At 66.0% G+C, this 21,280-nt stretch carries 28 protein-coding genes and 1 tRNA gene; 18 read left to right on the top strand and 11 right to left on the bottom strand.

The window, feature by feature from the left end:
• Positions 1 to 125 precede the first annotated feature (125 nt).
• From LDO13_RS14435 to LDO13_RS14410, 6 genes are read left to right on the top strand one after another with little or no spacing between them, the layout of a single operon-like run.
• The gene (locus LDO13_RS14435; protein WP_224047378.1) at positions 126 to 1,499 is read left to right on the top strand and encodes an MFS transporter; all 1,374 of its coding nucleotides are present in this window, start codon (positions 126 to 128) and stop codon (positions 1,497 to 1,499) included.
• A complete protein-coding gene (locus LDO13_RS14430; protein WP_224047377.1) occupies positions 1,499 to 2,476 on the top strand; it encodes a C-terminal binding protein in 978 nt (325 codons plus the stop codon). The genes LDO13_RS14435 and LDO13_RS14430 overlap by 1 nt, the downstream gene beginning before the upstream one ends.
• Positions 2,473 to 3,552, top strand: a complete 1,080-nt coding sequence (locus LDO13_RS14425; RefSeq protein ID WP_224047376.1) for an alcohol dehydrogenase catalytic domain-containing protein — start codon at positions 2,473 to 2,475, stop codon at positions 3,550 to 3,552. Before LDO13_RS14430 ends, LDO13_RS14425 begins: the two co-directional genes overlap by 4 nt.
• Positions 3,549 to 4,319: an SDR family oxidoreductase gene (locus LDO13_RS14420; RefSeq protein ID WP_224047375.1), complete on the top strand. Its 771-nt coding sequence runs from the start codon at positions 3,549 to 3,551 to the stop codon at positions 4,317 to 4,319. The genes LDO13_RS14425 and LDO13_RS14420 overlap by 4 nt, the downstream gene beginning before the upstream one ends.
• A complete protein-coding gene (locus LDO13_RS14415) occupies positions 4,316 to 4,981 on the top strand; it encodes a bifunctional 4-hydroxy-2-oxoglutarate aldolase/2-dehydro-3-deoxy-phosphogluconate aldolase (RefSeq protein WP_224047374.1) in 666 nt (221 codons plus the stop codon). The genes LDO13_RS14420 and LDO13_RS14415 overlap by 4 nt, the downstream gene beginning before the upstream one ends.
• Positions 4,978 to 5,928, top strand: a complete 951-nt coding sequence (locus LDO13_RS14410) for a sugar kinase (protein ID WP_224047373.1) — start codon at positions 4,978 to 4,980, stop codon at positions 5,926 to 5,928. The genes LDO13_RS14415 and LDO13_RS14410 overlap by 4 nt, the downstream gene beginning before the upstream one ends.
• A 65-nt stretch (positions 5,929 to 5,993) precedes the next feature.
• Here LDO13_RS14410 and LDO13_RS14405 read toward each other — a convergent pair whose 3' ends face one another.
• A complete protein-coding gene (locus LDO13_RS14405) occupies positions 5,994 to 6,764 on the bottom strand; it encodes an IclR family transcriptional regulator (protein ID WP_224047372.1) in 771 nt (256 codons plus the stop codon).
• A 324-nt stretch (positions 6,765 to 7,088) separates the two neighbouring features.
• On the opposite strand from LDO13_RS14405, the gene LDO13_RS14400 reads away from it, so the two are divergent.
• A complete protein-coding gene (locus LDO13_RS14400) occupies positions 7,089 to 7,694 on the top strand; it encodes a TetR/AcrR family transcriptional regulator (protein ID WP_224047371.1) in 606 nt (201 codons plus the stop codon).
• A 125-nt stretch (positions 7,695 to 7,819) separates the two neighbouring features.
• Here LDO13_RS14400 and LDO13_RS14395 read toward each other — a convergent pair whose 3' ends face one another.
• From LDO13_RS14395 to LDO13_RS14385, 3 genes are all read right to left on the bottom strand, one after another.
• Positions 7,820 to 8,455: a DUF2461 domain-containing protein gene (locus tag LDO13_RS14395; RefSeq protein ID WP_224047370.1), complete on the bottom strand. Its 636-nt coding sequence runs from the start codon at positions 8,453 to 8,455 to the stop codon at positions 7,820 to 7,822.
• A 147-nt stretch (positions 8,456 to 8,602) separates the two neighbouring features.
• Complete coding sequence (locus LDO13_RS14390; RefSeq protein WP_224047369.1) at positions 8,603 to 10,102, bottom strand: catalase; 1,500 nt, start codon at positions 10,100 to 10,102, stop codon at positions 8,603 to 8,605.
• A 24-nt stretch (positions 10,103 to 10,126) separates the two neighbouring features.
• The gene (locus LDO13_RS14385; protein ID WP_224047368.1) at positions 10,127 to 10,594 is read right to left on the bottom strand and encodes a Fur family transcriptional regulator; all 468 of its coding nucleotides are present in this window, start codon (positions 10,592 to 10,594) and stop codon (positions 10,127 to 10,129) included.
• A 137-nt stretch (positions 10,595 to 10,731) separates the two neighbouring features.
• Between LDO13_RS14385 and LDO13_RS14380 the strand changes: the two genes are divergently transcribed.
• Both LDO13_RS14380 and htpX read left to right on the top strand, forming a co-directional pair.
• Positions 10,732 to 12,003: an MFS transporter gene (locus LDO13_RS14380; RefSeq protein ID WP_224047367.1), complete on the top strand. Its 1,272-nt coding sequence runs from the start codon at positions 10,732 to 10,734 to the stop codon at positions 12,001 to 12,003.
• 49 nt (positions 12,004 to 12,052) lie between these two features.
• The gene (htpX, locus tag LDO13_RS14375) at positions 12,053 to 12,925 is read left to right on the top strand and encodes a zinc metalloprotease HtpX (protein ID WP_224047366.1); all 873 of its coding nucleotides are present in this window, start codon (positions 12,053 to 12,055) and stop codon (positions 12,923 to 12,925) included.
• Between the two features lie 134 nt (positions 12,926 to 13,059).
• Here htpX and LDO13_RS14370 read toward each other — a convergent pair whose 3' ends face one another.
• Positions 13,060 to 13,551 (bottom strand): YajQ family cyclic di-GMP-binding protein, encoded by a 492-nt coding sequence (locus tag LDO13_RS14370; protein WP_224047365.1) that lies wholly within the window; start codon positions 13,549 to 13,551, stop codon positions 13,060 to 13,062.
• Positions 13,552 to 13,751: 200 nt separating this feature from the next.
• Here LDO13_RS14370 and LDO13_RS14365 point away from each other — a divergent pair, with 200 nt between their 5' ends.
• Together LDO13_RS14365 and LDO13_RS14360 are read left to right on the top strand one after the other, a co-directional pair.
• Positions 13,752 to 14,006: a hypothetical protein gene (locus LDO13_RS14365; protein WP_224047364.1), complete on the top strand. Its 255-nt coding sequence runs from the start codon at positions 13,752 to 13,754 to the stop codon at positions 14,004 to 14,006.
• A 161-nt stretch (positions 14,007 to 14,167) separates the two neighbouring features.
• Positions 14,168 to 14,249: transfer RNA gene (locus LDO13_RS14360), tRNA-Tyr, on the top strand.
• Between the two features lie 221 nt (positions 14,250 to 14,470).
• Here LDO13_RS14360 and LDO13_RS14355 read toward each other — a convergent pair.
• Entirely contained in the window at positions 14,471 to 14,956 is a 486-nt protein-coding gene (locus LDO13_RS14355; protein ID WP_224047363.1) for a tetratricopeptide repeat protein, read from the bottom strand.
• A gap of 109 nt (positions 14,957 to 15,065) precedes the next feature.
• Between LDO13_RS14355 and LDO13_RS14350 the strand changes: the two genes are divergently transcribed.
• The 3 genes from LDO13_RS14350 to LDO13_RS14340 all read left to right on the top strand — a co-directional run bounded on the left by LDO13_RS14350 (position 15,066) and on the right by LDO13_RS14340 (position 16,791).
• A complete protein-coding gene (locus LDO13_RS14350; protein WP_224047362.1) occupies positions 15,066 to 15,722 on the top strand; it encodes an alpha/beta hydrolase in 657 nt (218 codons plus the stop codon).
• Between the two features lie 260 nt (positions 15,723 to 15,982).
• On the top strand, positions 15,983 to 16,438 hold the full coding sequence (locus LDO13_RS14345; protein ID WP_224047361.1) for a DUF6325 family protein: 456 nt from the start codon (positions 15,983 to 15,985) through the stop codon (positions 16,436 to 16,438).
• Between the two features lie 32 nt (positions 16,439 to 16,470).
• Positions 16,471 to 16,791 carry an SHOCT domain-containing protein gene (locus LDO13_RS14340; RefSeq protein WP_224047360.1) on the top strand — a complete coding sequence of 107 codons (321 nt, stop codon included), beginning with the start codon at positions 16,471 to 16,473 and terminating at the stop codon, positions 16,789 to 16,791.
• 106 nt (positions 16,792 to 16,897) lie between these two features.
• Here the strand turns inward: LDO13_RS14340 and LDO13_RS14335 are convergent, their stop codons facing one another.
• From LDO13_RS14335 to LDO13_RS14320, 4 genes are all read right to left on the bottom strand, one after another.
• Positions 16,898 to 17,395, bottom strand: a complete 498-nt coding sequence (locus tag LDO13_RS14335; RefSeq protein ID WP_224047359.1) for an SRPBCC domain-containing protein — start codon at positions 17,393 to 17,395, stop codon at positions 16,898 to 16,900.
• Between the two features lie 12 nt (positions 17,396 to 17,407).
• Complete coding sequence (locus LDO13_RS14330; protein WP_224047358.1) at positions 17,408 to 17,740, bottom strand: metalloregulator ArsR/SmtB family transcription factor; 333 nt, start codon at positions 17,738 to 17,740, stop codon at positions 17,408 to 17,410.
• A gap of 53 nt (positions 17,741 to 17,793) precedes the next feature.
• Entirely contained in the window at positions 17,794 to 18,060 is a 267-nt protein-coding gene (locus LDO13_RS14325; RefSeq protein WP_224047357.1) for a hypothetical protein, read from the bottom strand.
• Positions 18,061 to 18,182: 122 nt separating this feature from the next.
• Positions 18,183 to 18,404 carry a hypothetical protein gene (locus LDO13_RS14320; RefSeq protein ID WP_224047356.1) on the bottom strand — a complete coding sequence of 74 codons (222 nt, stop codon included), beginning with the start codon at positions 18,402 to 18,404 and terminating at the stop codon, positions 18,183 to 18,185.
• Positions 18,405 to 18,511: 107 nt separating this feature from the next.
• Here LDO13_RS14320 and LDO13_RS14315 point away from each other — a divergent pair, with 107 nt between their 5' ends.
• Complete coding sequence (locus LDO13_RS14315; protein ID WP_224047355.1) at positions 18,512 to 18,805, top strand: hypothetical protein; 294 nt, start codon at positions 18,512 to 18,514, stop codon at positions 18,803 to 18,805.
• A 57-nt stretch (positions 18,806 to 18,862) separates the two neighbouring features.
• Positions 18,863 to 19,456, top strand: coding sequence for a DinB family protein (locus LDO13_RS14310; protein WP_224047354.1), 594 nt, complete (start codon positions 18,863 to 18,865; stop codon positions 19,454 to 19,456).
• A 9-nt stretch (positions 19,457 to 19,465) separates the two neighbouring features.
• Here the strand turns inward: LDO13_RS14310 and LDO13_RS14305 are convergent, their stop codons facing one another.
• On the bottom strand, positions 19,466 to 19,825 hold the full coding sequence (locus tag LDO13_RS14305) for a VOC family protein (protein ID WP_224047353.1): 360 nt from the start codon (positions 19,823 to 19,825) through the stop codon (positions 19,466 to 19,468).
• Between the two features lie 123 nt (positions 19,826 to 19,948).
• On the opposite strand from LDO13_RS14305, the gene LDO13_RS14300 reads away from it, so the two are divergent.
• Together LDO13_RS14300 and LDO13_RS14295 are read left to right on the top strand one after the other, a co-directional pair.
• Complete coding sequence (locus tag LDO13_RS14300) at positions 19,949 to 20,125, top strand: DUF1059 domain-containing protein (RefSeq protein WP_224047352.1); 177 nt, start codon at positions 19,949 to 19,951, stop codon at positions 20,123 to 20,125.
• Positions 20,122 to 21,276: an EAL domain-containing protein gene (locus LDO13_RS14295; protein ID WP_224047351.1), complete on the top strand. Its 1,155-nt coding sequence runs from the start codon at positions 20,122 to 20,124 to the stop codon at positions 21,274 to 21,276. Before LDO13_RS14300 ends, LDO13_RS14295 begins: the two co-directional genes overlap by 4 nt.
• Positions 21,277 to 21,280: the final 4 nt, after the last annotated feature.

Genomic DNA, 21,280 nt, shown 5'->3' with positions numbered 1-21,280 from the left:
TTCTTTAAGTCAGATCTATTGTGATCCGGCTCTCGGTAGCTATATAGTCAACCTTGAAGTTTTCGGGATGTCATCCCGATAATCGAAAAGTTGGTGCGTAGTGCACCCAGAGAGATTGGTGAACTGTGACTGAGAACGATGTTGTTCGCAGTACGTCGACGACCGTTGACGGCCGTGACACTGAGCCGGGCCACGCGCCCGCAGACAAGGGCCCCGTCCGCCGGGCCGCCTGGGCCGGCCTCATCGGCACGGCCCTCGAGCAATACGACTTTGTGATCTACGGGACCGCCTCGGCGATCATCTTCAACAGGATCTTCTTCCCGAACGTGGACCCGGCAATCGGCATTATCGCCGCCTTCGGCGCCTACGCCGTCGGTTTCGGCGCCCGGCCCCTCGGCGGTCTCTTCTTCTCCAAATACGGTGACCGGCTGGGACGCAAGTGGGTCCTCGTGGCCACGCTGTTCCTAATGGGCATCGCCACGTTCGCCATCGGCTTGCTGCCGACCTTTGAGCAGGTCGGTATTTGGGCCCCCGTGCTGCTGGTCGCCTGCCGCTTCCTGCAAGGCTTCGGCGCAGGGGCCGAGCAAGCCGGCGGCGTCGTGCTGATTGCTGAGACTGCACCCAAGGGCGCCCGCGGACGCTATGCCTCGCTCGTCTTCGTCGGTGCCGCAGCGGGCACAGCCCTTGGTGCCGTTGTCTGGATCCTGGTGCAGATGATGCCCCGCGAAGCCCTTGAGGCCTATGGCTGGCGCCTGGTCTTCTTCTCCTCGATCTTCGTAACTATTGCCGCATACGTTATTCGCCGCAAGCTCAAGGAATCACCGGTTTTTGAAGAAATGAAGGAGGATATCGAGGGGGCGATTCGGGCAACACCGGTTGCCGATGTGGTCAAGAACGGCCGCAAGGGCTTGGTCCGAGTTTTCTTCATGAACGTCGGCGCCAATGCGCACTCCTACATCTTCCAGGTCTTCCTGGGCTCCTACCTCATTTCCCAGCTCAAAATCGACGCGACCTTCATCCCGAAGGTGCTGTTGGTCGGTGCACTCTTCGCTTGCGTCTCCGCCTACGCTTTCGGCACCATGTCAGACCGCTTCGGCCGCCGCAGGATGTACCTCATCGTGACGGCGTTCCTGTTCGTTTTTCCGATTCCCGCATTCATGCTTCTGAACACCGGAAACCTGTTCCTGATCTCGCTCGTGATCGTCCTCGGCTTCATCTTCGCCGCGCAGGGATCCGTGGGCGTCCAGGCGGCGTACTTCCCGGAGCTCTTCGGCTCGCGGTACCGCTATGCCGGCGTCGCCTTGGGCCGTGAGTTCTCTTCGGTCTTCGGCGGCGGCATCGCACCGCTCATATGTTCCGCGCTTGTGACGGCCTTCAGCGGATCCTGGTTCCCCGTTGCCATCTACATGATGGCGATGATGGGCATCAGCCTGTTCACCACCATCAAGGCACCGGAAACCGTGGATCGTGACCTGCTCGTAGAAGAGGACGCGAAGTAATGCCATCTGCCCCCACCCGTATTGTCATCACCGACTGCGACCACGACTCCATCGCCATTGAACAGGAGGTGGCCTCCGCCGCCGGAGTGGAACTCGTCCTGGCCCAGTGCCGGACCGAAGACGAGGTCATCGCTGCCGCCGACGGTGCCGACGGAATCGTCGTGCAGTACGCACCTGTCACGGACCGTGTGCTCGCCGCGCTGCCTGAACTCAGGGCGATTGGCCGTTACGGCGTGGGGGTGGACACCCTCGACGTCACGGCAGCGACAACCCGCGGCGTCGCGGTCTGCAATGTGCCGGACTATGGCACAGAAGACGTCAGCGACCACGCAATTGCGCTCGCGGTCAGCCTGGCGAGGGGAATCGTCCGGCTGGACCGCGGCGTGCGCCGCGGCGAGTCGTCGCTCTTGCCCGTGCAGCCACTGCACCGCATGTCCACCAGGGTGTTCGGCGTGGTTGGACTGGGCCTCATCGGCTCGGCCACCGGCCGAAAGGCGCAGGGTCTCGGCTACGAAGTCATCGGCTTCGACCCGCTGGAAGAGGAAGGCACGACGACGGCGGACGGGATTGCCGTCGTCGGGTTTGATGAATTGATTGTCCGCGCCGATGTTGTATCCCTCCACGTGCCGCTCAACCGGCACACTCACCACCTGATCAACGCCGACGTGCTCGCCCGGATGAAGCGCGGCGCAGTACTCGTCAACACCTGCCGTGGAGGAGTGGTGGACACCGCAGCCGTGGCCGACGCCCTGGCCGGCGGCCAGCTCTACGGCGCCGGACTCGATGTTTTCGAAGAGGAGCCGCTGCCGCTGGACAGCCCGCTGATCGAATGCGAAAACGCCGTCCTGACGCCCCATGCAGCCTGGTACAGCGAGGAATCCTATGCGGAGCTGAAGCGGCGCACGCTGGAGAACGTTATTGAGGTGTGTGCCGGCCGCACCCCCCGGAACATCCTCAATGCGGGGGTCCTGGTATGAGCCTGGCAACGAAGCTGGAAACGGAAAGGGCCACAATGCGCGCGGCCGTCTGGACGGCGCCGGACACCATCGAGACCCGCAATATTGCCCTCCCGGAGGTTCCCGACGGCTGGGCGCTGGTCCGGAGTGAGATGACGGGACTGTGCGGGACCGACTTTTCGATCCTGCACGGCGGGCATCCGCGGGCCGAGGCGCCACTTGTCATGGGGCACGAGATTACCGGAGTCGTTGAGGTAGCGGGCGACGGCGGCCCAGGCGCCGGGACCCGCGTCACCGTCGAGCCCCTCATCCACTGCGGCGAATGCCATCCTTGCAGCGGCGGGGATACCCATGTCTGCCGCGCGCTGAAGCTGTTCGGCATCGACGTCGCCGGTTCGCTGGCGGAATTCGTGGCACTTCCGGCGTCAGCGCTCATCCCCATCAGTGAGACCGTGCCCTTGCAGGAAGCTGCCCTCGCAGAGCCGCTCGCCGTGGCTGTGCATGCGGTGTCCCGGTCCGGCCTCGCCGGCGGAGAGCGGGTGGTGGTCTTCGGTGCGGGCCCGATAGGCCTCCTGACAGCTTTGGTGGCACGCCATCAGGGTGCCGGGAGCATCCTGATTTCGGAACCGTCCGAGGCCCGGCGGAAGGTGGCCGAGGAGCTGGGTTTCGCTACTGTCGGCCCCGGCGAGGACCCGGTGCAGGCAATCGTTGCGGCCACCAGGGGGGACGGCGCAGACATAGTGTTCGACTCGGCTGCCCACCCATCCGTGGCGGCCATGCTCCCCAAGGCCGTGCGGGTCCGCGGCACGATCGTCCTGGTGGGGGTTTACAAGAAACCGGTGGAACTCGACCTCCAAGCGATCACCTTCGCGGAGAACACGCTCGTAGGGGTGCGCGTCTACACCCGCGCTGCCGTGGAGCGGGCGGTTGCCCTGATCGAAGGCGGCGAGCTGGGACTGGGCCGCGTCCCCACCCAAGTGTTCGCCCTGGAAGACGCAGCCTCGGCGTTCGAGCAGGCAATGAGCGCTGGCCGCGTCCTCAAAGTACTTGTCAGCCCCGCGGTGGCACCCGCCGCGCTACCCCAGGAAAGTCGATGAACGATACACAACTCACATCCCCCTTTGGGCTGAGCGGGAAGACCGCTGCCGTGACGGGAGCCTCGCGCGGGATCGGTCTGGGCATCGCCCTGGGCCTGGTCCGCGCCGGCGCGAACGTCGTGGCACTGCAGCGCGGCCCCTTGGCTCCGGAACTGGCTGCGGCAGCCCAAGAAAGGGGTGTCACCGCCGATGCCGTTGCCCTGGATCTGGAAAAAGAGGAGTCGGTGGCGGCCGCCATCTCGGACACCCTCCGGGACCACCGGATCGACATCCTGGTCAACAACGCCGGGACCCAGATTCGGCACGACGCGACGGATTTTCCGCTCACTGACTTCGACCGGGTGATGGGGATAAACGCCCGCGCCGTTTTTCAGCTCTGCCAGGGTTTTGGCACACCGATGGTGGAACGGGGCCACGGGAAAATCATCAACCTGGCCTCGCTCCTGACCTTTCAAGGCGGGGTGCGGGTTCCGGCCTACGCGGCATCCAAGGGTGCCGTAGCTCAGCTGACCAAGGCCCTGTGCAATGAGTGGGCGCCCCGCGGCGTCAACGTCAACGCGGTGGCACCCGGTTACATCGCAACCGACATGAACGAGGCACTCCTTGCCGACGCTCAGCGGAACGAGCAGATTTCGGCCCGCATCCCGGCCGCACGCTGGGGCACAGGAGGAGACCTCGCCGGGGCAGTGGTCTTTCTCGCTTCGGCCGCGGCGGACTACGTCCACGGCGTGGTGTTGCCGGTCGACGGCGGATGGCTGGCCCGATGAGCGGGATTCAGCGCACGCCAGTCTCCGCTATTCTGCAGGCGCACCCTGTTGTCGCGGTGCTTCGCGCGCGGCATGCCAGCGAGTACGCCCCCGTCATCGACGCCCTTGTCAAGGGCGGCGTGCGGTCCATTGAACTGACACTCAGCACCGATAGCGTCTTCAACCATCTTCCCGGGCTTAAGCAGGAGTTCGGGGCTGACGCCGAAATCGGCGTCGGAACCATCACCTGCCAGGAAGAGGCAGTCCGGGCGCTCGAAGGCGGGGCCGACTACCTCGTCACACCGGCGATGGTAACCGACGTCGTCCGCGTCGCCGTCCAGGCGGGGGTGCCCGTGTTTCCGGGCGGCCTGACGCCCACGGAGTTGCTCGCCGGCATGCAGGCTGGAGCAACCGCTGTGAAGCTTTTCCCTGCCTCCACGGTGGGACCCGGATACCTCGGGCAGCTGCGCGGCCCCTTCCCGCACATGCAGGTCATCCCGTCGGGCGGAATCGGCGTCGACGACGCGGCCGACTGGATCGCGGCGGGTGCCCTGGCCGTCAGCCTTGGCGGACCCCTGCTGAGGGACGCCTTCACCGGCGGGGATCTCGCAGGCTTGACGGCCCGTGCCGGGAAGCTGAGTTCCCTCGTGGCCGAAGCAGTTCAGGCGAGGGGGACCCGATGACGTACACCGAAGTCGTCACTCTTGGCGAGACCATGGGGCTGATGAAAGCCGAGACGCCGGGTCCGCTGGCCCAGGTTCACTCGCTCAGCTTGGGCATGGGCGGCTCAGAGAGCAACTTCGCGATTGCCCTGAGCCGGCTCGGCACGTCAGTAACGTGGGCAGGCCGGGTGGGCGACGACAGCCTTGGCGAACTCGTCTTGCGGGAACTCGCCGCCGAAGGAGTTGTGGTCGATCCCGTGCGTGACCCGTCGGCGCCGACGGGCCTCATGATCAAGGAACGTCGCACCTTGGACCAGCTCAAGGTCTGGTACTACAGAGCCGGAAGCGCGGGTTCCAGGCTCAGCCCGGAGGACGTGCCGGTCGAAAGGATCAGAAGCGCCAGGCTGTTGCACCTGACCGGGATCACGCCAGCCCTTTCAGGCTCGGCCGCTGAAGCCGCGCAGTATGCTCTCGACGTCGCCCGCCAGGCCGGCGCCCTCGTATCGTTCGACTTGAACTACCGGGCTGCGTTATGGAGTCCGGAGGAAGCCGGGGGGGTCTTCAGGCGGTTCATTGCGCAGGCCGACGTCGTTTTTGCCGGCGACGATGAGGCTGCGATTGCCGTCGGGCAGTCGGGGGACTCTCTGGAACTGGCCCGCCGCGTTGCTGCCCTGGGACCCGGCCAAGTCGTCATCAAACGTGGCGTTCAGGGCTGCGCCGCGGTGATTGACGGCAGCGAATACAAACAGGATGCCGTTCGGATCAACCCGGTCGATACCGTCGGGGCAGGCGACGCCTTCGTGGCGGGCTACGTAGCGGAGCTCTTGGCCGGTGTGCCCGTGGAGGTGCGGCTGTTGACGGCGGTCCGCACCGGAGCTTTTGCCTGCCTGGTGCCGGGCGATTGGGAAGGTATGCCGCGCCGGAACGAGCTGGCGATGCTGGACGCCACGGAACCGGTGTCCCGCTGAGCCCAGCTCCCACCGCCGAATGGGTGCGCTGGGACTGACAGAGGGTCTGGGTCTGCGCCGGTGCGCTAGATCCAGGCCCTTTCGAATCCCGGCGGCAGGCAGCGGCTGAGCTCGGGTTGCATGCCTTTCAGGAGGTCTACCAGCGACTGGATTCGCTCGGGGGTCATGTAAACACTCGGGGCTGAGATGGAGACGGCTGCTGCAACATTACCGAGCAAGTCCGGGATGGCTATGGCAACGCACGTGATGCCCAGCTCGTTCTCCTGGTCATCGAGGGCAAAGCCGTCGCGGCGGGCCCGGTTCAGGACTGCGCGGAAAGAGTCAACGTCCTGGATGGAGCGGGGTGTTGCGATGGCCGCAGTGTCGAATGCTTTGACCGCATTGTCGTCACTGAGTTGGGCGAGTAGCGCCTTGCCCATCGCCGTATTCTGGGCCCGCAGCCGGGCACCGGGCCGGGAAGCCATCTCGATGCCACGGTGGCCGCGTGCTTTCGCCAGATACAGGACGTCGTCCCCGCTGAGAATGCCCAGATGGGTGGTGTCCTGCGTCGTCTTGGCAATGCCCGCGAGGATGCTCTGGACGGCGTCGGGGAGGCTGATGTTGGCTTCGGCCTTGGTTCCGAGCTCCAACAGCTTGATGCCCAGGTGATAGCTGTGGTCCGGCTGCTGGCTCAGGTACTTGCCGGACACCAGCGATGTCAGCATTCGGTGGGTGGCCGAACGGCTCAGTCCGGAAGCCTTCGTAATGTCCTCGAGCCGGTGGGCTCCCGCCGCGACATGGTCTATCAGGCTTAGTCCACGTTCAAGTGTCCGGGCCCCGGCAGGGTTAGCTTCCATCCCATAATTATTCCATGTGCCAGCACTTCAAACGGGGACATCCCCGGGCGGCAGCCGGAAGGGTTGGCCCGGCGTGAAACTTTGACGGTCCTGGTCCGGCGCCGCCCTCGCTGGGGGCAGGAACCGGGCCGCCTTGCTGGGACCCCGAATGGCGGGATCCTCGGCCCGTCCCTGCGTCCCCTAAGAATTCGAAATCGCCGGAGACGCGCGAATTCGCTGGAACCTTCCGGCGAATTGGCACGGTTCCGGCGATTTCGGCGTTTGGTCGTCCGGACCGGGATGCCTCGGGCGCGGAGGACCGGGCCCGCTCCCTATGATGGTTTTATGGCCCGCCCAGCACGACCTGAACGCAAGGCAGAGCTGTTGGCCGCCATTCTGGACTACCTTATGGACAAAACCCTCGCAGAGCTCACATTCCGGAGCCTGGCCGAAGGTCTCGGCGTCAGCAGCTATGTGCTGGTCTATCACTTCGGCCACCGTGAGCAGTTGGTGAATGAGATCATCCGCACCATCGAATCCCGGCTGGACAGCATACGCGCCACCGACGTGCGGGACATTGACCGGGAAGCCTGGCGGGCGTTCCTCTTGGAGTCCTGGCGCTGGACCATGGCACAGCGCAATCGGCACCTTGCCCGGCTCGAGTTCGAGGCGACGGCGCAGGACATCGTGGCTGCGTCACCGCGGGGAACGGCGCAGGAACATTTCAGGATGTTGCACGAGAAGGCCCGGGACTGGCTGATGCTCCAAGGCATTCTCGAGGAGTTCGCCGACACCGACGCCCGACTGTTCACTGCCGCCTTCTACGGGCTGCAGTTCGACTTCGTCGTGAACAACCAGCCCGAGGAAGCCAGCAAGGCCTTTGACCTGATGCTACTGGTCTTCTTCAACAACCTCGACCGGCGGCTGGCCGCTGACGGCGAGCACATCTGACCCGGCACATCTGACCCGGCACATCTGATCCGGGGCAGCCATGCCGCGCAGCCATCCGGCGCGCCCATGCCGCGCAACAGGCGGGCGCGCCCCGCCAGGCTCCGGCCCGGGTCGACCACTCCATCTCAGGGCGCGGCGTAGCGGCCGATCCACTCGACCAGGGGCCGCAGTTCCTCCCAGCGACTGGCCACCTCCCGGGCCGCCTCCGGTGTTGAGAGCCAGTCCGGCCGTCCCACGTGCATTCCGGCGGCGAGCGACTTGTGCTTCAGCAGTTCCGCGCGGGGATGGTCCTTGGCGAACCCCCGCGGAACCGTCTTCAGGGTCTCGCCCTCGACGGCGAAGCCCTGTACCGCGACCTGCGCGACGATCTGCTGCAGGACTCCACCGCTGGAGGGGGCGTCCACGGCGCTGCGGAAGCGTGCCAGCTGCGCCGGAGTGTGCGTGTGATACCCGCCGCCGATGAGCAGGCCGTCGGCGTCGAGCTGGACGTAGAACCCCATGCCCTCGGCCACGGCAGCAAAGGCTCCCTGGGCTGTCTTGTAGGGAGACTTGTCAAGGGAAAACCGGATGTCCCGGTTGGGCCGGAACAGTTTGGCCTCGCCGAACTCCGGCTCCAACTGTGCCAGCAGCCCGGCCAGGGGTTCCTTGACCGCGGAGTCGTAGGTAGATTTGTGTTCCAGCCACCAGTCGCGGTTGTTGTTGTGCTCAAGTTCCGCGTAGAACTCGAAGGCGGCGTCGGGAATGCCTGCAAAGGTGGTCATGCATGCATCCTAGGGACAGGGCGGGCTTTACGGCGAGCAGCGCACGCCGTATGTGGAAAGACGCAAAACACCCCGCCGCGCCAATGGCGTGACGGGGTGTTTCGGCGTAGCGAAGCAACCACGGGTGAACCGGGGCCCGGCCTGGAATCAGACCTTGTTGGCTGCCTCGGCGTCGGACTCGACCTGGCCTGCACCAAGGTTGGCGCGCAGCTTGGCGCCGAACTCGGCGTCGACGTTGGTCCAGTACTGGATGGCGCGTTCCTTGATGCCGGCGTCCTTGACGCCGCTGACGGCACCGGTGACGGTGTCCAGCAGGCGGGCCTTCTCGCCGTCGTTGTAGACCTCGCGGTACAGCGTGCCGGCCTGGCCGAAGTCGCCGTCCTCTGCGTGCAGGGAGTGCGCTGCGAGCGTCAGTTCGCCGTCGTTCTCCCAGCCGCCGCCTGCAACCGCAGGCTCCACAGCGGCGGGGCCGCCGACGGAGTTCGGTGCGTACACCGGAACCGAGGGCGCGTTGAAGTGGTAGCGCCCCTGGCCGTCCTGGCTGTAGTTGTTGACCTGGTTCTTGGGCAGGTTGACCGGCAGCTGGGCGTGGTTGGTGCCCACGCGGTAGCGGTGCGCGTCCGCGTAGGAGAAGATGCGGGCCTGCAGCATCTTGTCCGGGGAAGCCGCGATGCCCGGCACGAAGTTCGACGGCGCGAAGGCGGCCTGCTCGATCTGCGCGAAGTAGTTTTCCGGGTTCCGGTTCAGCTCCATGGTGCCGACCTTGATCAGCGGGTAGTCCGCGTGCGGCCATACCTTGGTGAGGTCGAACGGGTTGAAGCGGTACGTCTTGGCGTCTTCGTACGGCATGACCTGGACGTGCAGGTCCCAGGACGGGAAGTTGCCGGCGGCAATGTTTTCCTGCAGGTCGCGGATGTAGAAGTCGCCGTCGGCGCCGGCCAGGGCTTCAGCCTCATCGCCGGTCATGGACTTGACGCCCTGGTTGGACTTGAAGTGGTACTTGACCCAGAAGCGCTCGCCCTCGGCGTTGATCCACTGGTAGGTGTGCGAGCCGTAGCCCTGCATTTCACGCCACGACGCCGGGAGGCCGCGGTCGCCCATGAGCCAGGTGACCTGGTGGGCGGACTCGGGGGACAGGGTCCAGAAGTCCCACTGCATGTCGGCGTCGCGCAGGTGCGTGCCCGGCAGGCGCTTCTGCGAGTGGATGAAGTCCGGGAACTTGATGCCGTCGCGGATGAAGAACACCGGGGTGTTGTTGCCGACGAGGTCATAGTTGCCCTCGGTGGTGTAGAACTTCACGGCGAAACCGCGGGGGTCCCGCCAGGTGTCGGGGGAGCCTGCCTCGCCGGCAACGGAGGAGAACCGGATGAGCATCTCGGTCTCGGTGCCCGGCTGGAACAGCGCGGCCTTGGTGTACTTCGAGACGTCTTCGGAGGTCTTGAACGTACCGAACGCGCCGCCGCCCTTGGCGTGCACTACGCGCTCCGGCACGCGCTCGCGGTTGAACTGCGCCAGCTTTTCGATCAGGTAGTGGTCGGTGAGGATGATGGCGCCGTCAGCACCGACGGACTTCGAGTGGGCATCGGAAGTGACCGGAGCACCGGACTGTGTCGTGGACACTGCGGGCGCAGAGATGTTCTGAGTCATCTTTCTCCTATTTGTTGTTACTGCTTATTTACGTTCGGCGGGAAGTTGTTGGGTGCGCTGGCAGTCCTGGCAGATGCCCTGGTACAGCACGTCCGCGATCTGGATGGTCATCGGCTTGGAGCCCGCGTCCCAGTGCGGGGTCAGGCACGGAGCGTGCCCGACGGCGCATTCGACGTCCTCCACCCGGCCGCAGCTGATGCAGACGGCATGGTGGTGGTTATCGCCCACCCTCGTCTCGTAAAGGGCGGGGGAGTGCGGCGGCTCAAAGCGGCGCAGCATCTGAAGGTCGGTCAGATCGTTCAGGACCACATAGACGGACTGCGCGGTCAGCTCGGGAAGATCCCTGCGGGCCGTGGCGAGGATGTGTTCGGCGGGGGAATGCGGGTGGTGTTCGACGGCGGCCAGCACCGCCAGCCGCTGTTTCGTCACCCGGCGGCCGTGGGCACGCAGGGCCGCGGCCCATGCTCCGTGGGTGCCCGTCGAATCCGTCATGCACCCATTCAAGCACTTATTATGAGTCGATCATAATAAAACCCGGAAAAATGTCGCTGCCGGGGAGTTCCGAAGCGGCCGGGGCCAGCGTGCCCCGTGCGTCTCATCAGGCCCATGCGTCCCATTAGAGTATCCGGGTGGGGAAATATCTGGCGGACATCACGCCCTTGCGCGAGAGTCCGGCATTCCGCCGCCTGTGGCTGGGATCCGCCGTCGCGGCCCTGGGCAGCCAGCTGACCTTGGTTGCCGTGAGCCTGGAGGTCTACCGGCTCACCCAGGACAGCCTCTACGTCGGGCTGTTAAGCATTTTCGCCCTCGTCCCCTTGGTGTTCGGCGGCCTCCTGGGCGGCTCGATCGCTGACGCCCACGACCGCCGCAAGGTGGCGCTGCTGGCCTCTTCGGTGCTGTGGCTGACCACCGCCTGCCTCGCCCTGCAGGCATGGCTGCAGCTGGGGAACGTCTGGGTGCTGTACGTCCTGGTCGCGGTGCAGAGCGGCGCGCAGGCCATCAACCAGCCGGCCCGCAGCGCCATCATCCCGCTGCTGGTCCGCAAGGAACTCCTTCCGGCCGCCAACGCCCTGAGCATGATCAGTTTTGGCCTCACGCTGACCGCAGGGCCGCTGCTGGCCGGGTTGCTGGTGGCCACCGTCGGCTTCGCCTGGACCTACACGATCGACGTCGGCACCTTCGCCTTCGCACTGTGGGCACTGCTGAGGCTGCCGGCCATGCCGCCGGGGAAACATGCGCGGCCGGCGGGGCTGCGGTCCGTCGTCGAGGGCTTCCGCTTTCTCGGCACGCGCCCCAACCTACGGATGACCTTCACCATCGACCTCGTCGCGATGATCTTCGCCCAGCCCAGGGCGCTGCTGCCCGCGATCGGCGCCGTCATGATCGGCGGCGGCGAAACGACGGTGGGGATCCTGCTCGCGTCCACTGCCGTCGGCGCGTTCCTGGCCGGCCTCTTCTCCGGGCCACTGGGGGCCGTCCGGCGGCAAGGGGCCGCCGTCGTCTGGTCCGTGATGGGCTGGGGTGCCTCGATCGCCGGGTTCGGCCTCGTCGTCGTCCTGGCGGGCAATTCCGGTGCCGACGGCGTGACGTGGTGGCTGCTGCCCGCCGCCGTGTGCTGCGGGCTGGCCGGAATCGCCGACTCGGTCAGCGCCGTTTTCCGCACCACGATCCTGCAGGCCTCCACGCCCGACCACCTGCGCGGCCGGCTGCAGGGCGTCTTCATCGTGGTGGTGGCCGGCGGCCCACGGGTAGGGGACATGCTGGCCGGCGGTGGGACTAAAATTCTGAGTGAAGGCTGGGTCCTGCTTCTGGGCGGCCTGTTGTGCATCGCGGTCGCCTGGGCCGCGGCGCACTGGCAGTCGGGCTTCCTGAAGTACGACGCGCGGAACCCGGTGCCGTAGCGGAACGTTTTCCGGGTGTGGGTCCACAGCGGGACGACTTGGAGGAACAGTGCATCAGCATCACAACGGACTGAAAACCGCGGCCCTGTTTGGAGTGCTGTGGGCAGTGCTCCTGGGCCTCGGCGCGCTCATGGCCTCCAGCATGGGCAGTTCCGCGCCGATCTGGATCATGGCCCTGGTCGGCGTCGCCACCACCGCCTACGGCTACTGGAACAGTGACAAGATCGCAATCCGGTCCATGCAGGCCTATCCCGTGACGGAGGCCGAGGCGCCCCAGCTCCACCAGATTGTCCGGGAGCTCTCCGCCACGGCGCAGCAGCCGATGCCGCGGATCTACCTGTCGCCCACGATGGCCCCGAATGCCTTCGCCACCGGCCGGAACCCGCAGAACGCCGCCGTCTGCTGCACCGAGGGCATCCTCCGGCTGCTGGACGCGCGGGAACTCCGCGGCGTGCTGGGCCACGAGCTGATGCACGTCTACAACCGGGACATCCTGACCTCCTCCGTCGCTGCCGCCGTCGCCGGCGTCATTACCTCGGTGGCGCAGATGTTCCTGATTTTCGGCGGCGGCGGGGACCGGCGCAACGCCAACCCGATCGCCGCGATCGCCATGGCGCTGCTGGCACCGTTTGCGGCCTCGCTGATCCAGATGGCCATCTCCCGGACCAGGGAGTTCGACGCCGACGAGGACGGTTCGAAACTGACGGGGGACCCGCTTGCGCTCGCCTCCGCCCTGCGGAAGATCGAGCAGGGCGTCCAGCTCGCGCCGCTGCCCCAGGACCAGCGGCTGGTCAACGCCTCGCACCTGATGATCGCGAACCCGTTCCGCGCCGGCGGCGTCGCGAAGATGTTCTCGACGCACCCGCCGATGAGCGAGCGTATCGGCCGGCTGGAACGGATGGCGGGCCGGCCGCTCAGTTAGTCCGCCTGCTGTGGCGCCGCGGAAGCGGGCCAGAGACGCGCAAAAGGGCTGTCGACCCGGGTAAACCCGGTGCGACAGCCCTTTTGTGCAGTGTCGTTCTGCAGCGTCAGGAATTCTGCGCCGCGGACACGTGGCTAGCTGCGGAAATTCACGAACTGCAGGTCGGCCTCGTCGAAGCCCTTCAGCAGGTTCATGGTCTCCTGGAGATCGTCACGGGACTTGGAGGTCACGCGGAGCTCGTCGCCCTGGATCTGCGACTTGACGGACTTCGGGGCCTCGTCGCGGATGAGCTTGTTGATCTTCTTGGCGAGGTCCTGCGCGATGCCCTCCTTGATGGTGGCTTCGAGCCGGAACTCCTTGCCGGAAGCGTAGGGTTCGCCGGTGTCGAGGGACTTCAAGGAGATGCCGCGGCGGATGAGCTTAGACTGCAGTACGTCCAGGACGGCGAGCACGCGCTCCTCGGAGTTTGCCTTCATAAGGATCTTCTCGCCGCTGAAATCGACCTCGGCGCCGACGCCCTTGAAGTCGTAGCGCTGGACCAGTTCCTTCTGCGCCTGGTTCAGCGCGTTGGCGACTTCCTGCTTGTCGACCTTGCTGACGACGTCGAATGTGGATTCGCCTGCCATGACTGTCCTCCTGATGGTTGGGGGTGTGCCCGGTGAAGGGCCATAGTGTCTGCAATCCAGCCTAGTACGGATGCCCCGGTTGTGAAGGTCGGCCGGCGTTGTCCCGTTCACAGTCCGCTCATAGCTGAGTCAGGGCGGAAACGAAGTTTCGCCGGGCAGAGTTGCAGGAGTTGGAAGAGTCGCTTGAAAGGTACCAGCCCATGCAGCACAAAGCCGTCCGCTATGTCATCCGTTCCACCGCAGCCGCCGCAGGCGGGTTCGCGACGGCCGCGACGTCCGTGGCAGCGGCGACGCTGGCGGCTTCGATCATCTTCAGCCCCGCCGCGGACGCCTCCTCCAGGCTGGACGGGGTCCACGCCGATCTGGCGCGCGCCGTGCAGCTGAACCAGATCACCGAGGAGCAAGCCGCGAAGTTCGAGTCCAAACTCGCGGGCCGCATCCTCGGGGAAGCCTGAATTTCCGGGCTTTTTGGCCCATTCTTGAACCGCTAGAGCGCCGATTCGATTCTTCGGCGGAAGTTCTGTAAAGTTGTCTTGCCCGCGGTTACTGGAAGCGAAACGAACTGGAAACAGGCGTTCCGAAGACGGCAGCCGCGAGTGATCTTCTTTTGAAGTTCGGCAGATTACCCGAGCGGCCAAAGGGGGCTGACTGTAAATCAGCTGGCAACGCCTACGGGGGTTCGAATCCCTCATCTGCCACCCTTGGAGAAGCCTCCGGAACCAACAGGTTCCGGAGGCTTTTTCTTTGCCCTCTGGAGGTTTGCGCGTGCAGTTCTTCCGGGCATGTGCCGGGGCGGCCGCGGTCCGGGGGCACTTTGGCACGGACACGCCGCGGACGCAGGACCCAACGGCCGGAATTTTGTCCAAAGGCGCCCCGGACGGCGAGCGGCCGTGTCCGGAGCTTCCTTCGATGCCGGGCGTTAGCCTTCCGTCAGTAGCCGCGCGTAGTTCGCCATCGAACGCTGATACCGGGGCAGATGGGGGATAAGGGCTTCGAGCGCGACGCGGAGGGCCTCGTCGTGCCGGCCGGCGTCCCGGAGGGCCAGGGCCTTCACGGCGCTGGGTGCGCCGCCCAGCGCATGCGGATCGGCGCGGGAGAGAATTTCCAGGGCCTCGCCGGTGTGGCCAAGCGCCCGCTGCGAACTGGCCATCTGCACCTGGGCGCGGGTTCGCCGGATGGGGTCCAGCCCGGCGGCAAGCCCCGCCTCGTAAAACGCGACGGCGTCGGCGGTCCGTCCGGTGGAATCGCGGATGCAGGCGCGTTCGAAATGTGCCCGCCCGTCGGACGCGGGGGAGGCGGCGGCGAGCGCGTCGAGCTCGTCAACAATGTCCGCTCCATCCCGCGGTGATACTTCGAAGGACGTCCAGAAGTCGGCTACCCGGCGTTCCCACTCGTCAATCGTCATGTGCAGATCCTACGCGCGCCGCCACCAGCACCGGGCTAGCGACCCGGCCCGGTCCACGATCACGCGCGGCCCGCCGGGGGACAGTCCTGCAGGACCTTAGGCTGAGGGCATGATGCAGAACCTGGAGGTCGTCCTGGTGCACGGGTTGTGGCACCAGCCGGCGCACTTCGACCGGTTGGCGGACGATCTGCGAGGGCAGGGGGTCCTGGTCCACGTTCCTCGCCTGCACCGCGGCTCCCTGTCGGCAGACACCGCGGCAGTGCAGGCGACGGTGGACGGATGCGGGACAGAGCCCGTTGTCGTGGGACATTCCTACGGGGGGTCCGTCATCACCGGCCTTGAGCGGGTCCGCCACCTCTTCTACATTGCGGCATTTGTGCCGGCAGCCGCTGAAAGCTGCGCGCAACTGGGCGGCCCCGGGGCGCTGGTTAACGACGTCGTGCAGCACCATGAAGACGGGACGAGCAGCATCCGTCAGGATCGGGCCCGGGAGGTCCTGTATGCCGACTGCACCCAGGCGCAGAGCAACTGGGCCACGGCGTTGTTGGTGCCGCAGCAGCCCGGTCACGGGCGTGGAACGCCCGCCCGGATCGCGTGGCAGACCGTCGAGAGTACGTATCTCCTGAGCGAGCAGGACAGGGCGCTCAGTCCGGCCCTCCAGGAACGCATGTCCCGCCGGTGCACCAACACGATCAGCCTTGCTTCGAGCCATTCTCCCTTCGTCAGCCGGTCCCGCCAGCTCGCCGGTCTGATCGTCGGAACCTAGCAGTTGCCAGCCTGCCGGCAGAGTCACGGCCGCCCGCGTGGGCTCACCCGAAAGGGATGATGCGGCGGGCGCTCGTTGGCGGTGTAGTGGTCCCACGGACACCTTGAACTGAGAATCACATGTGCCCGCCATCGGGCAGGGCGCAGGGCGTGCCCGCCGTGGGAATCACCCGACGGGGGTGGTTACCGCCCAGCAGCGCACGTCCAGACTTAGTACGAGCGCGCCGGACAGTGCGCTCGAAACAGAACGGAGGAATGCCAGTGACAACCACACCGGAGACCGAGGCCCACGGGCCGGTCGACTTCGTGCTCCTCGAGTTCCCCATGGCGGGCCTGACGGGCCGGGCGAGTGAGGAACTTATACGGCTCGTCGAGGAGGGTGTGATCAGGCTCTTCGATCTGCTCGTCGTCATGAAGAACGAGGAAGGCGCCGTCGAGGTGCTTGAGCTCACTGATCCAGGCGGTCCTGCGGAGGCGTTCTCGTATTTCGACGGCGCGCATTCAGGGATCCTCGGCGACGAGGAAATCGCGGAAGCGGCAGATGCGATTCTCCCCGGGAGCCTCGCCGCGCTCATCGTTTACGAGAACATCTGGGCGGCGCCTTTTGTGGCGGCCGTTCGCGAGAGCGGGGGCGAGCTCGTCGCGAGCACGCGGATCCCTGCCCCAGACGTGATGGCAGCGCTGGAGGCCCTCGACGCCGAGTCGCCCGTTGCTTGACCCACAAGACGCCACGCGAGAGGAGAAAAGTTATGGGACTGCTTAGAGGTATGGCCCGGACAGCAGTGGTTGCCGGCACGGCATCGGCCGTCAGCGGCCGTGTCCAGCGCCGGCAGGCTTCCAAGTTCGCCGAGAAGGATGCCGCGACCGCGGCCAAGCAGCAGGAGGCCTACGACGCCCAGATGGCCCAGCAGCAACCTGTTTACGAGCAACCGGCCCCGCCCCCGCCCGCCGCCGGCGGAATCTCAAATGACGCCATCCAGCAGCTCAAAGAGCTCGCGGCGCTGAAGGAGCAAGGCATTCTCACGGAACAGGAGTTCGGGGCGCAAAAGGCGAAGATCCTCGCCGGCTAGCCCGCCGGGCCAGCAGTGACCCGGGAAACACCCCCGCACCGGCCCGGGAAGGCAGCTGCGGGGGTGTTTCCTTGCGGGTTCGACATCCGCAACGGGCCAGCGGTGGTCAGCGGACGTTGGACCCGGCGAGGATGGCGTCGATCTGGCCCAGGGCCTGCTTGATCCCTTCTTCCATGCCCATGGCGAGAACCTTCTCCAGCGCGTCTGCGGAGTCAAAGGTCGACACCATGGTCATCCGAGTGCGGTTGCCCACCGCCTCCAGCCTCATCACGGCATGGCTCGTGCCCATCGCGGGGATCGGATCGCCGTTCTCGTCGGCGAAACCGTCGTCGAACTCCAGGCGGTGTGGGGCCTCGATGGCGGTGAACCGCCACCAGCCCCGGCTCCTCTCGCCGTCGGGTCCGGTCATGTAGTAGCTGGCCCTTCCTCCGGACACGAAGTCGTGGCCGTCGAAGGTTGCGGGCCAGGTGGGCGGCCCCCACCAGCGCTCGAGCTGGCGCGGGTCTTCCCAGACCTGCCAGACACGCTCGACGCCGGCGTCGAACTCGGCGACGACGGTGAAGCTCAGGGTCTCGGCGTTCTTCTGCGAACTGATAACGGTCATAACGGAACTTTCCTATCCCTCTGCGAGAATTTCGGCGATCCGGTCAGCCCGCTGGCGCCAGATCGTTTCGTACTCATCGAGCAGCCGCCGAGCTCGTTGTAGGCCATCGTGGTGGGCCCGCACGATCTGCTCCCGTCCGCGCTTCTCCTTCGTGATGAGGGAGGCGCGCTCCAATACCGCCACATGCTTTTGTACGGCGGCGAAACTCATGGCGTAGTGCTCCGCCAGACCTGACACCGAATACTCGGCGGCCGTCACCCGCGTGACGATGTCCCGGCGGGTGGCATCGGCGAACGCCTGGAACAGGCGGTCAATGTCGGCATCCCTCAGCTGATCTACAACCATTTGGTTGTAGAATAATCCGCGAGTTTCGTCGTGTCAACGGGTCTCCGGAAGGGCTATTTGCCCATGCCCGGGTGCACCGCGACGAACTCGATCTTGTTCGCGGGCTGGACCGTCCTTTTCGGCGCCCGGGAGAATCCTTTGGCGTCCAGATGATTCTCTGCCCGGTACACGGCCGTGGCCTCGTCATAGATCGCGTTGAGCTGCCGGCCGGAGAACTCCTCCGAGGAACCGTCGTTAAAGGTGACGGAAATGGTGGTGCTGTCGGGGAAGTGCCTCTTCATGCGGATGAAGCCTTCGGCGTCCTGCTGGAGACTGATCAAGGTGGTCCTGCCTTCGTGGTCGGGGACTTCCAGTCTCCCGCACGTTCGTCGGTTCGCCCGCAGGCAGGAGAGCTGGTCGCGCGGAAGGCCCCTCGGGGAGGGGCCTTCCGTTGGTTTCCGGGCTAAACCCTCTCGCGGGTCCGGCCGGTCTGTGCCGGCTCCTCGACCGTAAATTCCCTGCTGCGGCGGGGGAAGGCCCAGAACTTGAAGCCGGGCGCTTCAACCCGGGGCTCCGGGCGCGCAGTTGTTTCTTTTGGTTCCTTTGCTTCATCCTTCTTGATGTCCCGCCGGAATTCCCTGTTGTACTGATAGCACATCACAGACCTCCTTATCGTGACTGCCATTTAATCCTCCTCCGCATCCCGTCCTGCGTCGAGACCTTGCCTGGTCTTCCGCTTTGGCCGGGCAACCGGTTTACTGAACCCTGGCAGACACCAAAGGAGGGGGAACCATGAAGTCCAAGGGAACGTGGCAGATCGCGGTGGGAAGCGCGGCCCTGGCCGCTACGCTCTTTGTCCTGCCGACGCCGCTGTTTCAGGTGGCGTCCGGCAGGGCGGATGCCGGGGCGACAGGCCTTTTCATCCTCGGGCTGGCGCTGCTCGCCAGCGGACTCGGGTTTCTCGGCTACGGGCTGTTCCGGCGTTCCCGCGAGCTGAACAGGGCGCGGAGCTACGCCACCAGGGAGCCCTCCTCCCTGGACGAGGACCGTCCGGTCAACCCGCACGCACTCCCCAAGTCATTCTGAGCGGTTCCTGCGCTGACGTGACCTGGTCCCGCGCGATCCTTCGGTAGAGTGCGCGTCATGGATGACAAAGCGATTCTGCACAGCTACCTGCGCACGCGGCGCGCCGACCTGCTCGGAAAGCTCGACGGGCTCAGCGAATACGATGTCCGCCGGCCGATGACGCCGACCGGGACCAACCTGCTGGGTCTGGTCAAGCACGTGGCAAGCGTTGAAATCGGCTACTTCGGCGATGTCTTTGGCCGGCCCAGCGGAGTGGAGCTGCCGTGGTTCGCCGACGACGCGGCACCGGATGCCGATCTGTGGGTGGCCGCTGACGAAACGCGGGAACAGATCATCGAACTCCATCGGCTCTCGGCCGCCCACAGCGATGCGACGATCGAGGCACTCCCGCTCGACGCTCCCGGAGAGGTCCCGTGGTGGGCGGGGGAGCGGCGGCACGTGACCCTGCAGCAGATCCTGGTGCACATGTGCGTCGAAACGGCCCACCACCTCGGCCATGCCGATATCCTGCGCGAACTCATTGATCGGACGGCCGGCCAGCGCCCCGGCGACCCCAACCTCTCCCAACGGACCCCGGAAGAGTGGGCCGGGCACTGCGCCACCATCGAAGCGGCGGCCCGGGAGGCTGCGACGGCGGGGGACCGGCCCTAGGTTGGCGTCCTAGTCTCTGGCTGTGTCCACCACGCAGAAGCGGTTGCCCTCGGGGTCGGCCAGGATGACATAGTCCGCATCCGCGGGACGCTTGCTCCATTCGACACGGCTCGCGCCCAGGCGCAGAAGCCGGTCCACTTCCCGGGTCTGCTGGTCCGAATAGAGATCGAGGTGGATCCGGGGCGGGACCTGGACTTTCGCCGGGACACGGTCCAGGGAGACGTTGGGGCCGGGCCCATCCCTTGGCTCGAGGACAACGAAGTCTTCTTCGGGAGGCCGCCGCGGCACGTAGTCCAAAGCAGCCGTCCAGAAGTCCAGTTGGCGCTGGAGGTCATCCACACGGATGACGATGGAGCCAATCCTGATCATGGGGCCAAACTACACTGCGAAAGCCGCCCGAAACACCCGGTTGCAGGCGGCTGATGTCGCCGGATTCCAGCGGGCGGCGCAGTAGGGTGGTGCAGTTCGCCCGTCTAAATATAAGGAACCTTAGTGAAATCGTTTGCCTGTGGTGATGTGGTGCCCGGTTGTGAAGCCAAATGGGTTTGCAGCACGGAAGATGAAATCCTGGTCAATGTTGCTGCCCATGCCGCGTCTGTGCACGGCCTGGTGGAACTGCCGTCCGAAGTGGTCCAGTCGGTCCACAAAGCAATCGTTCCGGTTAGTTGAGCAGTACCGCGGCAGGCGGCTCCGCTCCCGGCGCCGGGGCGCTTCCGGGCCCGGGCTGGGAAGAGCTATTGGCGGCCGCCTGCCGCGGTGACGGCCTGGCTGCGGCCTATCAGCCGATCGTCGACACGGCTCGCGGCACAGTGGTCGGCTACGAGGCGCTGGCCCGCTTCCCCGGCTACGCCGAGAGGAACCCCGAAGTGTGGTTCTCGGCTGCGCGGGCCCATGGGAAATCCGCGGAATTGGAATCGGCAGCCCTGCGGACTGCGCTCGCGGCCCGCTCCACCCTGCCGCCCAACTGCTTCCTGACCCTCAACGTCTCGCCCGAACTGCTGGCCACCGAGGAGATCCGGAGCGTCTGGCGGAACGAAGGGAACCTGGGCGGGATTGTCGTCGAACTCACCGAGCAGACCCCCATCGATTCGTACGTCGGGCTGGAACCGGACCTGAACCAGTTGCGTGCCGCCGGGGCGCTGATCGCCGTCGACGACGCCGGGGCGGGCTATGCGGGATTGCGGCACCTGCTGGCGCTGCGGCCCTCGCTGATCAAGATCGACCGTGAACTGATCCAGGATGTCGACCGCGACGAGGCCAAGCGCGCCCTGATCGAGATGCTCGGCACCTTTGCCGGGCGGGTCGATGCGTGGATCCTCGCCGAGGGTGTGGAGCGCGTGGAGGAGCTCGATGCGCTGGTTTCGCTGGGCGTTCCGCTGGTGCAGGGCTACTACCTGGCCAGGCCCGCGCCATCGTGGGCCGGCATCGACCTTGATCTGGCCCACCGGCTCGCCTCGAGACCGCCGGTGACCCATAAGGCGGTCATCCGAGACGTCCTCGAATCCGCGACGACGGCCACCACCGCGTCGCTCGCCGCGGAAGCATTCGCCGGGAACCCTGCGCTCCAGTCGGTAGTGCTGATCGGCGACCACCTTCGGCCGGTGGCTGTGCTTGATCCGGTGGCCGCGGGCCTGGGCATGGTGAGCCCCGGGATGCGCGTGAACCTGGACACCCCGCTGGTTGAGGCGCTTGCCCGGTCCATGACCCGGGCGGCGTCCGGCCGGTTTGAGCCCCTTTTGGTAACAGACAATGCCGGCCGCTACGCCGGCGTCGCCCGCATGGAACGGATGATTACGGCGCTTGCGGCGCCGACCGGGTAGCCCG

Origin of the sequence: Arthrobacter sp. NicSoilB4 (genome assembly GCF_019977335.1) — a bacterium.
GTDB lineage: Bacteria > Actinomycetota > Actinomycetes > Actinomycetales > Micrococcaceae > Arthrobacter.
This window is presented reverse-complemented; position numbering and strand designations above follow the sequence as displayed.

Coding starts and splice junctions, on each gene's coding strand:
- LDO13_RS14385 (WP_224047368.1), bottom strand. CDS start 10,594: ATGACGGATTCGACGGGCACCCACGGAGCATGGGCCGCGGCCCTGCGT.
- LDO13_RS14340 (WP_224047360.1), top strand. CDS start 16,471: ATGGGACTGCTTAGAGGTATGGCCCGGACAGCAGTGGTTGCCGGCACG.
- LDO13_RS14330 (WP_224047358.1), bottom strand. CDS start 17,740: ATGGTTGTAGATCAGCTGAGGGATGCCGACATTGACCGCCTGTTCCAG.
- LDO13_RS14315 (WP_224047355.1), top strand. CDS start 18,512: ATGAAGTCCAAGGGAACGTGGCAGATCGCGGTGGGAAGCGCGGCCCTG.
- LDO13_RS14395 (WP_224047370.1), bottom strand. CDS start 8,455: ATGACCACCTTTGCAGGCATTCCCGACGCCGCCTTCGAGTTCTACGCG.
- LDO13_RS14400 (WP_224047371.1), top strand. CDS start 7,089: ATGGCCCGCCCAGCACGACCTGAACGCAAGGCAGAGCTGTTGGCCGCC.
- LDO13_RS14390 (WP_224047369.1), bottom strand. CDS start 10,102: ATGACTCAGAACATCTCTGCGCCCGCAGTGTCCACGACACAGTCCGGT.
- LDO13_RS14420 (WP_224047375.1), top strand. CDS start 3,549: ATGAACGATACACAACTCACATCCCCCTTTGGGCTGAGCGGGAAGACC.
- LDO13_RS14355 (WP_224047363.1), bottom strand. CDS start 14,956: ATGACGATTGACGAGTGGGAACGCCGGGTAGCCGACTTCTGGACGTCC.
- LDO13_RS14425 (WP_224047376.1), top strand. CDS start 2,473: ATGAGCCTGGCAACGAAGCTGGAAACGGAAAGGGCCACAATGCGCGCG.
- LDO13_RS14430 (WP_224047377.1), top strand. CDS start 1,499: ATGCCATCTGCCCCCACCCGTATTGTCATCACCGACTGCGACCACGAC.
- LDO13_RS14335 (WP_224047359.1), bottom strand. CDS start 17,395: ATGACCGTTATCAGTTCGCAGAAGAACGCCGAGACCCTGAGCTTCACC.
- LDO13_RS14320 (WP_224047356.1), bottom strand. CDS start 18,404: ATGGCAGTCACGATAAGGAGGTCTGTGATGTGCTATCAGTACAACAGG.
- LDO13_RS14365 (WP_224047364.1), top strand. CDS start 13,752: ATGCAGCACAAAGCCGTCCGCTATGTCATCCGTTCCACCGCAGCCGCC.
- LDO13_RS14405 (WP_224047372.1), bottom strand. CDS start 6,764: ATGGAAGCTAACCCTGCCGGGGCCCGGACACTTGAACGTGGACTAAGC.
- LDO13_RS14350 (WP_224047362.1), top strand. CDS start 15,066: ATGATGCAGAACCTGGAGGTCGTCCTGGTGCACGGGTTGTGGCACCAG.
- LDO13_RS14410 (WP_224047373.1), top strand. CDS start 4,978: ATGACGTACACCGAAGTCGTCACTCTTGGCGAGACCATGGGGCTGATG.
- LDO13_RS14305 (WP_224047353.1), bottom strand. CDS start 19,825: ATGATCAGGATTGGCTCCATCGTCATCCGTGTGGATGACCTCCAGCGC.
- LDO13_RS14370 (WP_224047365.1), bottom strand. CDS start 13,551: ATGGCAGGCGAATCCACATTCGACGTCGTCAGCAAGGTCGACAAGCAG.
- LDO13_RS14415 (WP_224047374.1), top strand. CDS start 4,316: ATGAGCGGGATTCAGCGCACGCCAGTCTCCGCTATTCTGCAGGCGCAC.
- LDO13_RS14310 (WP_224047354.1), top strand. CDS start 18,863: ATGGATGACAAAGCGATTCTGCACAGCTACCTGCGCACGCGGCGCGCC.